14 protein-coding genes are annotated in these 14,022 nt (G+C 64.8%); 10 read left to right on the top strand and 4 right to left on the bottom strand.

Going from position 1 to position 14,022, the window contains the following annotated elements; all coding sequences use genetic code 11:
- Positions 1-135 precede the first annotated feature (135 nt).
- Positions 136-321 (top strand): hypothetical protein, encoded by a 186-nt coding sequence (locus tag NKJ89_RS23120; protein WP_352487685.1) that lies wholly within the window; start codon positions 136-138, stop codon positions 319-321.
- Between the two features lie 233 nt (positions 322-554).
- Here NKJ89_RS23120 and NKJ89_RS23125 read toward each other — a convergent pair whose 3' ends face one another.
- The 4 genes from NKJ89_RS23125 to tauA form a co-directional block, all read right to left on the bottom strand.
- Positions 555-740: a hypothetical protein gene (locus NKJ89_RS23125; RefSeq protein ID WP_352605892.1), complete on the bottom strand. Its 186-nt coding sequence runs from the start codon at positions 738-740 to the stop codon at positions 555-557.
- A gap of 27 nt (positions 741-767) precedes the next feature.
- Positions 768-1,628, bottom strand: coding sequence for an ABC transporter permease subunit (locus tag NKJ89_RS23130; protein ID WP_352605894.1), 861 nt, complete (start codon positions 1,626-1,628; stop codon positions 768-770).
- A complete protein-coding gene (locus NKJ89_RS23135) occupies positions 1,625-2,416 on the bottom strand; it encodes a taurine ABC transporter ATP-binding protein (RefSeq protein ID WP_352605896.1) in 792 nt (263 codons plus the stop codon). Before NKJ89_RS23135 ends, NKJ89_RS23130 begins: the two co-directional genes overlap by 4 nt.
- 124 nt (positions 2,417-2,540) lie before the next feature.
- A complete protein-coding gene (tauA, locus tag NKJ89_RS23140; RefSeq protein WP_352605898.1) occupies positions 2,541-3,554 on the bottom strand; it encodes a taurine ABC transporter substrate-binding protein in 1,014 nt (337 codons plus the stop codon).
- Between the two features lie 440 nt (positions 3,555-3,994).
- On the opposite strand from tauA, the gene NKJ89_RS23145 reads away from it, so the two are divergent.
- The 9 genes from NKJ89_RS23145 to NKJ89_RS23185 all read left to right on the top strand — a co-directional run bounded on the left by NKJ89_RS23145 (position 3,995) and on the right by NKJ89_RS23185 (position 13,808).
- Positions 3,995-4,234, top strand: a complete 240-nt coding sequence (locus NKJ89_RS23145; RefSeq protein ID WP_352605900.1) for a hypothetical protein — start codon at positions 3,995-3,997, stop codon at positions 4,232-4,234.
- A 147-nt stretch (positions 4,235-4,381) separates the two neighbouring features.
- The gene (locus tag NKJ89_RS23150) at positions 4,382-4,855 is read left to right on the top strand and encodes an RrF2 family transcriptional regulator (RefSeq protein WP_023763085.1); all 474 of its coding nucleotides are present in this window, start codon (positions 4,382-4,384) and stop codon (positions 4,853-4,855) included.
- A 31-nt stretch (positions 4,856-4,886) separates the two neighbouring features.
- On the top strand, positions 4,887-6,221 hold the full coding sequence (locus tag NKJ89_RS23155; RefSeq protein ID WP_352605902.1) for an FAD/NAD(P)-binding protein: 1,335 nt from the start codon (positions 4,887-4,889) through the stop codon (positions 6,219-6,221).
- Positions 6,222-6,553: 332 nt separating this feature from the next.
- The gene (locus tag NKJ89_RS23160) at positions 6,554-7,975 is read left to right on the top strand and encodes a pyridoxal-phosphate dependent enzyme (RefSeq protein ID WP_352605904.1); all 1,422 of its coding nucleotides are present in this window, start codon (positions 6,554-6,556) and stop codon (positions 7,973-7,975) included.
- Positions 7,972-9,153 carry a trans-sulfuration enzyme family protein gene (locus NKJ89_RS23165; protein ID WP_352605906.1) on the top strand — a complete coding sequence of 394 codons (1,182 nt, stop codon included), beginning with the start codon at positions 7,972-7,974 and terminating at the stop codon, positions 9,151-9,153. Before NKJ89_RS23160 ends, NKJ89_RS23165 begins: the two co-directional genes overlap by 4 nt.
- A 292-nt stretch (positions 9,154-9,445) precedes the next feature.
- Positions 9,446-10,417 (top strand): GlxA family transcriptional regulator, encoded by a 972-nt coding sequence (locus NKJ89_RS23170; protein WP_352605908.1) that lies wholly within the window; start codon positions 9,446-9,448, stop codon positions 10,415-10,417.
- 193 nt (positions 10,418-10,610) lie between these two features.
- Entirely contained in the window at positions 10,611-11,915 is a 1,305-nt protein-coding gene (locus NKJ89_RS23175; protein ID WP_352605910.1) for a M24 family metallopeptidase, read from the top strand.
- Between the two features lie 253 nt (positions 11,916-12,168).
- Positions 12,169-12,849, top strand: a complete 681-nt coding sequence (locus NKJ89_RS23180; protein ID WP_352605912.1) for an isochorismatase family protein — start codon at positions 12,169-12,171, stop codon at positions 12,847-12,849.
- A gap of 11 nt (positions 12,850-12,860) precedes the next feature.
- Positions 12,861-13,808 carry an alpha/beta hydrolase gene (locus NKJ89_RS23185; protein ID WP_352605914.1) on the top strand — a complete coding sequence of 316 codons (948 nt, stop codon included), beginning with the start codon at positions 12,861-12,863 and terminating at the stop codon, positions 13,806-13,808.
- Positions 13,809-14,022 lie beyond the last annotated feature (214 nt).

The raw sequence follows: 14,022 nt of genomic DNA on the forward strand, positions 1-14,022 counted from the left end.
CGGTATCCGGGATTTGTTTGACAAGATCGAGCATAAATATCCAAGTAGAAGTTGACGCGATCGGGCCACTTCCTTTGGCTCGTCCATCGCGGCCGTAGCGGCGTACTCGATCGACTTCAAAAGGGAGATCCGGCAATGAGACTAGCCAAAAATCTGCTGGCGTTGATTGTGCTTGCCATCGGCGCGCTGTGGGCACTGCAAGGCATCGGCGCGATCGGCGGCAGCTTCATGACCGGCCAGTCGCAATGGCTCTATGTCGGCCTCGTCACCGTGCTGGTCGGACTGGTGGGGCTGGTCTGGGCGAACCGGTCGCGGGGGTGAGCTGCAGAACCAGCCCTGGCGATCTGTGGCGCCCCCCTCTGTCCTGCCGGACATCTCCCCCTCTAGTGGGGAGATTGGCCGTCATCACTGCTTTCGCCAATCTCCATCATCGAAAGAAGGCAGCGAGGCTGAAGCTGCTAATCTCCCCCCTTGAGGGGGAGATGCCCGGCAGGGCAGAGGGGGGCGCGAAGGATCGCCGCTCATCTCCATCGCTGCGTTGGTGCCCCGCCCCTTCACTGCGACCAATACTGCCAGGCCCAGTAAAAACTCTCGTCGCGCGGCGGCAGCCGGTCGCGCTCGGCGTCCCAGCGCACCGGCGCCGGCGATTTCGGTTGCTGGTCAAGCGACGGTTTGTCCCTGGTCAAGGCGAGAAGCCGGTTGCGGACCTGGGCGAACAGCACGGCGGTGGAATGCGTCATCACTCTCTCCTGCTCTTCCGGTTCCAGTCACTCCCGTCCCGCCCACGGGACAAGCACGCGCTCGATCCTGCGGATGGTGAATTCGAGCACGAAGGCGATGGCCGCGATCACCAATATGCCCATCACCACCACGTCGGTGACGAGGAACTGGGCGGCCGACTGGATCATGAAGCCGAGGCCGCGCGTCGCCGCGACCAGTTCGGCGGCGACCAGCGTCGACCAGCCGGCGCCGAGCGCGATGCGCAGTCCGGTCAGGATCGCGGGCAGCGCGCTGGGCAGGATGACGTGGCGGACCACCTGTCCTCGTGTCGCGCCAAGCGAGCGCGCCGCGTTGATGCGCTCCTGCGAGACGCCGCGGACGCCCGAGGCGGTCGACAGCGCGACAGGCGCCAGCATAGCGATGGCGATGACCAGGATCTTCGACGGCTCGCCAATGCCGAACCAGATGATGACCAGCGGCAGATAGGCAAGCGGCGGGATCGGCCGCAGGAATTCCAGCAGCGGATCGAAGATGCCGCGCCCAATGGCACTGATGCCGATGGCGAGACCAACCGGCACGCCGACGACAATGGCGGCGACCAACGCGGCAAAGACTCGACCCAGGCTGGCGACGACATGCTGGAGCAGCGTCGCATCGACGAAGCCGTCGCGGGCGACGACGATGAACCTGTTCCATACGGCCACGGGCGACGGCAGGAACACAGGCGATACCAGTTGCAGGCGGGCCGACAGCGCCCACACCGCCAGCACCACCAGGATGGTCACAGCGCTGACCGCGCGCGCGGAAATGCCATTGCGCTTCGGGCTTGGCCGCGACCACGGCACCGAAAGGCCGTCGGCCTCGTCGATCTTGTGTGCCGGCCGTTCCGTGTAGGAGGAAACGGTCATGCCGCCTCTCCTTCGAAGATCGCATCGGTCAGTTCGCCTCGAGCCGCGGCAAAAGCCGGATCGGCCTTGATGGTGCGAATGGTTTCGCCAGACGCGTAGCGCCTGGAGAAACCGGGCTCGAAGCTCCGCACCACGCGGCCCGGCCCGGGCGCGAGCACGACGATGCGGGTGGCGAGCACCAGCGCTTCCTCGATGCCGTGCGTCACCATCAGCACGCCGACATCGCTTGCCGTCCACAGATCGAGCAGCGTCGTCTGCATACGTTCGCGCGTCAGCGCATCGAGGGAGCCGAGCGGTTCGTCGAGCAGCAGGAATTCAGGTTCGGCGGCGAGCGCCCTGGCTAGGCCGACGCGCTGGCGCATGCCGCCGGAAAGCTCCCAGATGTGCTTGTCGCCGGCATCGGTGAGCTTCACCAGCTCAAGCAATTCATTGGCGCGGCGCGCCCGTTCGGCTGGCTTGATGCCACGCAGCCGCAGCGCGAAGGCGACATTCTCGCGCGCGGTCAGCCATGGAAACAGCGCATCGTTCTGGAACACCACCGCCCGGTCCGAGCCCGGTGTTGTGATCGACTTGCCGTTGATGGTAGCACGCCCACGCGCCGGCGCGACAAGGCCGGCGGCGACGTTGAGCAGCGAGGTCTTGCCGCAGCCGGAGCGGCCGACCAGCACGACGAAGTCGCCCTTGGCGACATCGATCGAAACCCGCTCGACGGCAGGTGCCGGCTGGCCGTCATAGTGGATCGAGACCTTGTCCAGGGCGAGATGGGGGTCGAGCACGAGATGCGGCATGGCTGCCTCGCAGATTTGAAGGAAACTCAACTGCCCCGGAGCCGCTCCTCGTCGGCGGTTCCGGGGCAGTCAGCACACGGCGTCTGGGAAGAAGATCCGCGCGCGTTCGTTTGGCGTCAGGCCCTCAGTTCAACGCCAGCGCCTCGGTGACGTATTTCGACGACACGTATTTCGAATAGTCCGGCAGCACGGCGTCGATCTTGCCTTGCTCCTTGAGGAAGGCAGACGCGGCTTCGATCGCCTTGACCGTTCCGCCGCCGAGGAATTTGTCTGAAGCCTGCTCTTCCAGCGTCGGGAAGACATAGCCCTTGAGCAGCTGCGGCACCTCTTCCAGCTTGGCGCCGGTGAGCTTGGCGATCGCGGCCGCCTGCGGCGACGACACCGACCAGGCGTCCGGCTTGGCGAGGAATTCGGCATAGGCCGCACCAGTCACCTTGACGAAGTCGCGCACAGCCTCGGGGTTCTTTGCGGCAAAGTCGGTGCGCACGATCCAGGCGTCGAAGGTCGGCGCGCCCCAGGCCGCGACCTGCGAGGAATCCAGCACCACCTTGCCGCTGGTCTTGATCTGGCCGAGTGCCGGATCCCAGACATAGGCCGCGTCGATGTCGCCGCGCGAAAAGGCCGCCGCGATTTCCGGTGGCCTGAGATTGAGGATCTCGACCGATTTTGGATCGACGCCCTCATGCTTCAGCGCCGCGAGCAGGCTGTAATGCGTCGTCGAGACGAAGGGCACGGCGACTTTCTTGCCGGCAAGATCGGCGACCTTCTCGATGCCGGCGCCGTTGCGCGCCACCAGCGCCTCGGATTGCCCGATCAGGCCGACGACGAAGATGGTCTGGATAGGCAGCTCGCGGCTTGCCGCCGCCGCCAGCGGGCTCGAGCCGACATAGCCGATATCGACTGAGCCGGATGCGACCGCGGCGATGACATCGGCGCCGGAATCGAACTTGCGCCAGTCGATGGTGGCCTTGGTCGCCTTTTCATAGGCGCCGTCGGCCTGCGGCACCTTCGAGGGTTCAACCACCGTCTGGTAGCCGATGGTGATCTTGAGGTCGTCGGCAAGGGCCGGGCCGAGGAAGGCAGCACCGGCAAGTGCTGCCGACGAGAGCAGAACAATGCGTCGCGAAATGGTGGACATGAAGGGCTCCTGAAAAGAGAAAAACCGGAATGCCCCATGATAGTCAGCTAATTCTATCGTTCTTGTAGAGTTAAATCCTTCCAAGCAAGGCGGGCTTGTTAGAAAAAAGCTGTCGGTGCGGGGTGGCGAAGCGGATAGGGCGGCTGCGGCGGGCAAACATCAGGCGTCGCGACAGGGCGAACCTTTTTAATGCCGGCGGGACAGCACCCCCGCAAGGGGGGAGATTGGCAGCTTCGGCGCTCCGCTCTTCTTGCAACGCTGGAGATTGGCGAAAGCCGGGATGACAGCCGATCTCCCTCCTTGCGGGGGAGATGTCCGGCAGGACAGAGGGGTGCCGTCCCGCCGGCCTCTCAATTCTGCGCCGCCGATCACGAACCTAAATTCCCCCATCAATCCACATCAGGCAAATCCATACCCCAAACAGGCCTCGATTCGAAAACATGTTCCGCGAGTTCGAAGCTAAGTATAGTATTCTTATCGACATGAGAGGGTTGGATTCGGCGATGAGCGACCACCACGTCACCATGATCGTCAGCGGTGTGAATCGACTTTCGCCGCCGCGTCAGTCGATGCCGGCCACATCCGGCCCTGGAGGACCGTTTGCCATTCCGCTGGTCTCAAAGGGCATTTTTGTGCTTTCGAGGGCACAAAGTAAGGCTAAAACGGCCGCAGCGGCTTGAAAACGAAGCAAAATCAACATTTCTCGGCTTGTACATCATGTCACTAGAATTTATGTGTCATGGCAGTCTGGACGCGGCGGGGACGCGTGCCAGGCGTTGCGCAACCGATGGTTCCATGCCGTCGCATGACAGAGAAATTTTGATTTCATGCTCACCAAAAAAGGTAAGTACGGCCTCAAGGCGCTCGTCCACCTCGCGCGATTGCCGGCCGGACAGCTCGCCTTCGTCAACGACATCGCCACCGGCAACAACATCCCGAAGAAGTTTCTCGACGCCATCCTGGGCGAGCTGCGCAATGCCGGCTTCGTCCAGAGCCGCAAGGGCAAGGATGGCGGCTACCGCCTGGCGCGCCCCGCCGACGAGATCAAGGTCGGCCATGTCGTGCGCGTCCTCGATGGGCCGCTGGCGCCCATTCCTTGCGCCAGCCGCACCCAATACCAGCGCTGTGAAGATTGCAACGAGGCGACATGCCAAGTCCGACATCTGATGCTCGAGGTCCGGCAGGCGATCGCCGAGGTGCTCGATCAGCGCAGCCTCGCCGAAATGCGCGACATCGCCCTCGACGACCTTCCGGTCGCGAGCGAAGTGGACCTGGCGGTCGGCGTGAAGGTCCAGGCCTGACACTGGCGCCGCGCACATTGCGGGCATGCTTATGACCGGGCGCGCCAACTCGATCATCATCGTCGGCGGCGGCGCCAGTGGCGTCGTGCTGGCCGCGCATCTGCTGAAATCGCCCAATCCGGACCTGCGCGTCACGCTGATCGAAAAGCGCCCGCATTTCGGCCAGGGCATCGCCTATTCGACGCTGCTGTCGGCGCATGTGCTCAATGTCAGCGCCGCCGGCATGAGCGCCTATGCCGACGATCCCGGCAATTTCTGGCGCTGGCTGCTGGAGCGCGGCCTGGCAAGACCGGACCAGGCGCCGGTCTACGCGCCGCGCAGCATCTATGCCCGTTATCTCGGCGAGTTGCTCGACGATCTGGAAGCGCGCGAAAAGCAGAGCGGCCGCCTGCGTCTGATCCACGAGGAAAGCCTGTCGATCACGCCCACCGCTTCCGGTGTCGAGGTCGCGCTGGCCAATGGCACCAGCGTCGTTGCGCATCTGGCCGTGCTGGCGACCGGCCATGACGAGGAGCCGGCACAAGGGCATGCCATCAGGATGGGCTCGGAGGCCGATACCGCACTTGCCTCGGACGCGAGCGTGATGGTGCTTGGCACCGGCCTCAGCATGGTCGACGCGTTCCTGGCGCTGGAGCAGCGCGGCCACCGCGGTGACATCATCGCGGTGTCCAGGCGCGGCCTGCTGCCCTCGCCGCATCGCAAGGGCAATCCGATCAAGCTCGACGTCGCCGACATTCCGCTCGGCACCCAATTGTCCTACTTCGTCGGCTGGTTCCGCGACCTGATCAAGGAAAACCAGAAGGCCGGGATCGACTGGCGCGACGTCGTCGACGGCTTGCGGCCGTTCAACCAGAAGATCTGGCAGAACTGGCCGGCTTCCGCCAAGCGCCGCTTTGTCGAGCATACCAAGGCCTGGTGGGACATCCATCGCCATCGCATGGCGCCCGAGGTCTATGCGAGGGTGACCGAAGCCGTGCAATCCAGGCGCATCCGCCTAATCGCCGGCCGCGTCGTCGACATAGCCAAGGGCGATGAATTCACCGTCCAGGTCCAGTCGCGCCACACCCAGCGCCTCGAGACATTCGAGGTCGCACGCATCTATGATTGCTCTGGTATCGTCAGGGACATTTCCACCTCGTCGAACAGCGTCGTGCGCTCGCTGGTCGATCGCGGCCTGGCGCGGCCGGATCCGCTGCGCATCGGCCTCGACGTGTCGGCCAATTGCGAGATCATCGCCGGCGACGGCAGCGCGTCCGACAAGATCCTCGCCGTCGGCCCGCTGACCCGCGGCACCTTCTTCGAGATCGACGCCATTCCGGATATCCGCGTCCAATGTGCGAGGTTGAGCAACCAGCTTTTGGGGTAGACCGCCAAAGGCCTCGCTCTACGGCGCCCCCCTCTGGCCTGCCGGCCATCTCCCCCACCAGGAGGGAGATTGGCTGTCACCACGGCTTTCGCCAATTTTTGACTTTCGGAGGCGGGCGGGACCCTGAGGCTGCCAATCTCCCCACCCGTGGGGGAGATGGCCGGCAGGCTAGAGGGGGGCGTGCCCCTCTAACCATGCCACAGCCCGGAATTTCATTCCGCATCTGGCCGGTTGATTGGCACGATCTATCTTCTTTCCGAGAGCAAAGGGCTGGAAAAGAGGACACGCTACCGCTCTGCCCCGAGGCGGTCGCTTGGTCATGGAGCATCGATATGAGCGAGCACAAGATCGCCGCAGCCGACGCGTTGTCGCGCCTGCGTCCGCCCTATAAGTCGGTTCTCGACCTGATCGGCCAAACGCCGGTGGTCGAGCTGACCAAGTTCGACACCGGCAAATGCCGGCTGTTCATCAAGCTCGAAAGCCAGAATCCCGGCGGCTCGATCAAGGACCGCATCGCGCTGTCGATGATCGCCGCCGCCGAGAGAGAGGGCAAGCTCCGGCGCGGTGGTACCATCGTCGAGGCGACCGCAGGCAATACCGGCCTCGGCCTTGCCCAGGTCGGCATCCCCAAAGGCTACCGCATCGTGCTGGTGGTGCCCGACAAGATGTCGCGCGAAAAGATCCAGCATCTGCGCGCGCTCGGCGCCGAGGTGCGCATGACGCGCTCGGATGTCGGCAAGGGGCATCCCGAATATTACCAGGACATGGCCGAAAAAATCGCGGCGGAAGTGCCCGGCGCCTTCTATGCCAACCAGTTCGCCAACCCGGCCAACCCGCTGGCGCATGAAACCACCACCGGTCCGGAGATCTTTTCGCAGCTTGACGGTGATGTCGATGCGGTGGTGGTCGGCGTCGGCTCGGGCGGCACGCTGACCGGGCTCGGCCGCTACTTCGCCGAGGTCTCGCCGAAGACCGAAATGGTGCTGGCCGATCCGGTCGGCTCTGTGCTGGCGCCGCTGATCAAGACCGGCAAGATGGAAGCGGCCGGCAGCTGGACAGTGGAAGGCATCGGCGAGGATTTCGTGCCGCCCAATGCCGATTTGTCGCTGGTCAAGAAGGCGTACTCCATTCCCGACAAGCAGAGCATGCTGGCCGTGCGCGACCTCCTGTCCAAGGAAGGCATCCTGGCCGGCTCATCCTCAGGCACGCTGCTGTCGGCCGCCCTGCGCTATTGCCGCGAGCAGACCTCTGCGAAGCGGGTCGTCACCTTCGTCTGCGATAGCGGCAACAAATATTTGTCGAAGGTGTTCGACGATTTCTGGCTGGCCGAGCAGGGCCTGGCCGAGCACGAGCAGCATGGCGATCTGCGCGACCTGGTGATGCGCTCGCACCGCACCGGCGACACCGTCTATGTCGGCCCGGACGAAAGCCTGCTCAATGCTTATGGCCGTATGCGCCGCTCCGATGTCTCGCAGTTGCCAGTGCTCGACAATGGCAAGCTCGTCGGTATCGTCGACGAAAGTGACATCCTGGCCAAGGTCGACGGCCCCTATGACGGCCGCTGGGAGCGCTTCAACGGTCCGGTGCGCACGGCCATGACTTCCAATCTGCACACGTTGCAGGCCAGCCAGACGCTGGATGCGCTGTTGCCGGTATTCGACCGCAACGAGGTCGCCATCATCTTCGACGGCGACGAGTTCATCGGCCTGATAACCCGCATCGACCTGATCAATCATCTGAGGCGCGCACGATGACTGCTGAAACACCACCACCGGGCAAGAACCGCCTGGCCTTCTCGACGCGCACCATCCATGGCGGCCAGAGTCACGACCCGCTGACCGGCGCGGTGATGGTGCCGATCTACGCCACCTCGACCTATGGCCAGCAGTCGCCCGGCGTTCACAAGGGGTTCGAATATGCCCGCAGCCAGAACCCGACGCGCTTTGCCTTCGAGCGGGCGGTGGCCGATCTCGAAAGCGGCTCGGCCGCCTTCGCCTTTGCTTCTGGATTGGCGGCGATCGCCACCGTGTTGGAGCTGCTCGATTCCGGCGCCCATATCGTCGCCACCGACGACATCTATGGCGGCTCCTTCCGCCTGATGGAGCGGGTGCGCAAACGCTCGGCCAATCTGCAGGTCAGCTTCGTCGATTTCACCGACCTCGCCGCGGTCGAGGCGGCCATCCGCCCCGAAACGAAACTGCTCTGGGTCGAGACGCCGACCAACCCGCTGCTGCGCATCGTCGACCTCGAAGGCGTCGCCGCCCTTGCCAAGCGCAAGGGGGTTCTCACGGTCGCCGACAACACGTTTTGCAGCCCCTATATCCAGCGGCCGCTCGAACTCGGCATCGACATGGTCGTCCACTCTACGACGAAATATCTCAACGGCCATTCCGACATGGTCGGCGGCGTCGCCGTCGTCGGCGACAACAAGGATTTGGCCACCCAGCTGAAATTCCTGCAGAACGCCATCGGCGCCATTTCAGGCCCGTTCGACAGCTTTCTGGCGCTGCGCGGCCTGAAGACGCTGGCGCTCAGGATGGAGCGTCATTCCGCCAACGGCCTCAAGATCGCGCAATGGCTGGAAGCGCGCCGCGACGTGCGCCGCGTTATCTATCCCGGCCTCGCCAGCCACCCGCAGCATGAGATCGCTGTCAGGCAGATGCATGCCTTCGGCGGCATGATTTCAGCGGTGCTCGACCGCGACCTCGCCGGCACCAAAAGGTTCCTCGAACGCACGCAACTGTTCACCCTGGCCGAAAGCCTCGGCGGGGTGGAGAGCCTGATCGAGCACCCGGCGCTGATGACGCACGGCTCGATCCCCGCCGAGAAGCGCGACGAGATCGGCATTTCGGATTCGCTGGTGCGGCTGTCGGCGGGCATCGAGGATGGCGATGATCTGATCGCGGATCTGGATCAGGCGCTCAGGGGTTAGCGGCCTGATGTCGCGGCGAGGAAGATGCTACGGCGCAGGGTAAACTTGTTTCTGTAGCGATCCTTCACACCCCCTCTGTCCAGCCGGACATCTCCCCCTAACGTTGCAAGACGAGCGGCGACATTGAAACTGCCAATCTCCCTCCTTGCGGGGGAGATGGCCGGCAGGCCAGAGGGGGGTGCTGTCCCGCCGACATCTGACAGGTCTCTTCGCCGCGCGACGGGCAAGATTAAACCACAGCTCGCCAATTGCCGTTGACCCCGACCCGCATCTGCCCGAAGTGTAGCGCGCCATGGCCACGCACGCTCCACCCAAACCGACCGAAACACCCCTCACCTTCGCGGTGCTGGTCTTTCCCGGCTTTCCGATGATGGCGTTCAGCTCCGTCATCGAGCCGCTACGCGCCGCCAATGTCCTGGCGAAACGGCCGTGCTATCGCTGGATCATCGTCGGCGGCACAAAAGGCCCGGTCGAGGCGTCGAACGGCGTCGTCATCCAGCCTGGTTTTTATGCCGAGGACGCGCCGAAGGTCGACCGCATCGTCGTCTGCTCGGGCGGCGATGCCGATCACCTCGTCGCCGAGGACGCCGCGAGCTGGATCCGCCAGAGCCTGCGCAACGGCGCCCATATCGGCGCGGTGGCGGATGCGGCGTTCTTCCTCGCCCGGGCCGGCCTGCTCGACGGCCACGCCTGCACCTTGCACTGGACCAGCCAGGCCGCCTTCACCGAGGCCTTCCCCAACATCGAGCTCAGGCGCGACCTCTATGTCATCGACCGCAAGCGTTTTACGTCGGCCGGCGGCGTCGGCAGCCTCGACATGATGCTGGAGATCATCACCCGCGATTACGGCGCCGAACTTGCCGCCGGCGTCGCCGAATGGTTCGTGCACAGCCAGCTGCGCTCCAGCATCGACCGCAAGATGATGCCGCTGCGGCTGCGCACCGGCGTCCGCAACGAGTTGGTGCTGTCAGCCATCGCCATCATGGAGGATGCGGTCGAAGAGCGGCTCGGCATGGCCGAGCTGACCGCGAAGCTCGGCGTCTCCTCCGACAAGCTCGAGCGCAGCTTTCGCTCCGAACTCGCCATTTCGCCCAATGGCTACTACCGGCGCTTGCGGCTGAAGCGCGCCGCCGACCTCCTGGCGCACTCGACGCTCGCCGTACGCGACGTGGCGCTGGCCTGCGGCTTCGCCTCGATGTCGAGCTTTGCCCGGGCTTTCCGCGAAGAGCATGGGCATCCGCCGAAATTGGCGAGAAGGCATTAGGGGTGCGCTCGCTGACGCGATGAGATGTTAGCGGGACAGCACCCCCTCCGGCAGGCCAGAGGGGGGTGCTGTCCCTCCAGCGTTCCGCATTAGGCTCCTGCGGCATCCCGCACAACACACGCGGTTTTCCGCACAATCCCCTTGCCCCGCTTGCCTCATGCTCATCCCTCGCAACTCAGCCAAGGCCGTACCCATGAGCATCGTCGTATTCGATCCCGACAGCACCGAGGACGTGGACTTCAAGGACCGCATGCGTCACCCTGCGGCGGCCGATCCGGCGGGCGGCATGTGGCTGTCGGATACCGAGCCGTCCTTCATCGATGCCGATGCTTTGCGAAAAGGCCGGCTGGCCAAGCTGCGCGGCTGGATGCGCGAGGCCGGCTATGGCGGCGTGGTGTTGTTCGACCCCTACAACCAGCGCTACGCCACCGGCTCGCGCAACATGTTCGGCTATTTCCTGCGCAATTCGACCCGCTATTTCTTCATCCCCACCGACGGGCCGATCGTGCTGTTCGAATACCCGCAGAGCTACCATGTCTCGATGGTGCTCGACACGATCGACGAGGCGCGCCCTTCCAAGCTCGTGTGGTCGTCGGTGTCGGGCCGCGACGACGAGACCGCCGGTCCGTTCGCCGACGAGATCGCCGAGCTTTTGAAGCAGCATGGCGGCGGCTCGATGAAGCTCGGCCTCGACCGCTGCAGCCATCTGCAGGCGCTGGCCCTGGAAAAGCGCGGCTGCGAGGTCCGCGATTGCCAGGGCGAAATCCTCGCGGTGCGCGCCGTCAAGACGCCGGAGGAAGTCAAATGCCTGCAGGTGTCGATGGCCGGCGCCGAGGCCGCCGTCTATGCGGTGCGCGAGGCGATCAAGCCCGGCGTCTCCGAAAACGATTTGTTCGCCATCATGTATGGCGAGGTCATCCGCCAGGGCGGCGAGTTCATCGAGACCCGGCTGCTTACCTCCGGCCAGCGCACCAATCCGTGGTTCAACGAGGCCAGCGGCCGCAAGATCCGGCCCGGCGAATTGTTGGCGCTCGATACCGACACGATCGGCTGCTACGGCTATTATTCGGATTTTTCCCGCACCTTCCGCTGCGGGCCGGGCAAGCCGACCCCCTACCAGAAGTCGCTCTACCGCATGGCGCACGACCAGGTTCAGCACAACATTTCGATCGTCAAACCAGGCATGGCGTTCCGCGAAATCGCCGAAAAGGCGTGGAAGATTCCGGATCGTTTCGTCGACCAGCGCTACACCTCGGTCATGCACGGCGTCGGCATGCATGGTGAGACACCGTTCATCGCGCATGCCATGGACTACGAAACCTATGGCCGCGACGGCCATATCGTGCCAGGCATGGTGGTGAGTGTGGAAAGCTACATAGGCGAGAAGGGCGGCCGCGAGGGCGTCAAGCTGGAGGACGAGATCTTGATCACCGAAACTGGTACAGAGCTTCTGTCGCGCTTCCCGTATGAGGACGAGTTTCTGGAGAAGCAGGTTTGATACGCGCAACCGATGAGCGCCTCGTTACCTGGCGCCCCCCTTTGTCCTGCCGGACATCTCCCCCTCAAGGGGGGAGATTGGCAGCGTCGCCTACGGCGCTTTTTCCTGCAGTTTTGGTGATTGGCGAAGGCATTCGCGACGGCCGATCTCCCCCCTTGAGGGGGAGATGCCCGGCAGGGCAGAGGGGGGTGCTGTCCCACCGGCATACGAAAGGGTCTTTGACTGCCTCGCCCATGCATCAGGCAGGCGCGGCATGAAAACCCCCATCGCCATCAAGCGCGGCACCGCAGCCGCGATCTTCATCGACCTGCAGGAAGAGCACCGGCAGGACAAGCGCTACCTCGTCGATGGCTACGCAACGGTCCTCGCCAACGTCCAGCGCCTGCAGGCGGCGGCGCGGCAAAACCATGTGCCGCTCTACCACTGGGCCTACATCGTCGACCTCGACAGCCAGGAGCGGCCGTTCCATCCGGTCGGCGAGGACGGCAAGTCCGCCTTTTCCGACAAGAGCGATCCGCTGACTGAGATCTGCCGCGAGGTGGCGCCGGCTGATGGAGAGGCGCTGCTGGTCAAGGCCGAGGCCAGCGCCTTCCGTTCGGGGCCGGCGGCGCGCGACATCAAGTCGGCCGGCATCGAATGGCTGGTCGTGTCGGGCGTCTGGACCGAGGCCTGCATCGACGCTTCGGTGAAGGACGCAGTGGCGAAAGGTTTTCGCGTGCTGCTGGTCAAGGATGCCTGCGGCAGCGGCAGCGCGGCCATGCACCAGACCGGCATTCTCAACCTCGCCAACCGGCTCTATGGCGGCGCCGTCACCGACACCGATGGCGCCTGCCGGCTGCTGGCGGGCGAGACCGTCACCGCCTGGCAGGTCGAAGGCTCGGTGCCGCTGCGCTTCACCTTCGACAACGCGGCCGCGCTCTACGCAGACCTATGACTGCCGAAAGCATGACTCGGGGCAAATACGAAACCCGGCTCGACCCAGAGCTCTGGGCCTATATCGACGCGGTCAACGCCTGGTATCCACCCGAGATGCCCGGCCTGCCGATCGACAAGCAGCGCGCCGTCTATGACCGGATGAGCCGTGCCTTCCATCAGGGCCGCCCGCCCGGCGTCACGGCCAGCGACAGCCTGATCGCCGCGGCCGGCCGCGACATCCCGATCCGCCGCTACCGGCTCGCCGGCGCGGCCGCGAAGGCGATGGTGGTCTACTATCATGGCGGCGGCTTCATCCTCGGCGGGCTCGACAGCCATGACGACATCTGCGCCGAGCTCTGCGCCGGCACCGGTTTCGACGTGCTGTCGGTCGACTACCGGCTGGCGCCGGAGCATTTGCACCCCGCAGCCTTCGACGATGCTGTCACCGCCTTCGAATGGGCGGCCGCCGCCACCGACCTGCCGCTGGTGCTGTGCGGCGAAAGCGCCGGCGGCAATCTCGCGGCTGGCGTGGCTCAGGCGACCCGCCGGCACGCCAGTGCGGCCATCGGCCAGGTGCTGATCTATCCCGACCTCGGCGGCGACGAGACCGCCGGCTCCTATGTCGAGCACGCCGAAGCGCCGCTTCTGTCGCTGCACGACATCGCCTTCTATCGCGACGTCCGCTCCGCCAGGCGGCAATCACCCGGCGATCCGACCTTCCAGCCTTTGCGCGACACCGACTTCTCCGGCCTGCCGCCAACAGTGATCGTTACCGCCGAATGCGACCCGCTGTCGTCGGACGGCGAGACCTACCGCGACCGGATACTTGCCGCCGGCGGCAAGGCGTGGTGGCACGAGGCGCCGAAGCTGGTGCACAGCTTCCTGCGCGCCCGCACGACTGTGCCGGCCGCGGCGGAAGCGTTTGCGCGGATTGTTGCGGCGGTTGGTGCGCTGGGCCGGGGTGATCTCCCCCCTTGAGGGGGAGATGTCGCCGAAGGCGACAGAGGGGGTCGTCGCACGTAGAGCGCTAGCATCATCTTTTTGAAAGTACGAGGTCGCGTCCCGTCGTGCCGACCCCCTCTGGCCTGCCGGCCATCTCCCCCTCAAGGAGGGAGATTGGCGCCGCGCCGTTGGCGCATCTCTCCCAGCGCGGCTGCAAAGTATAAGCGCACTGCCGACTCCCCCTGCGGAG

This window comes from Mesorhizobium sp. M0047, assembly GCF_040323315.1.
Taxonomy (GTDB): Bacteria; Pseudomonadota; Alphaproteobacteria; order Rhizobiales; family Rhizobiaceae; genus Mesorhizobium.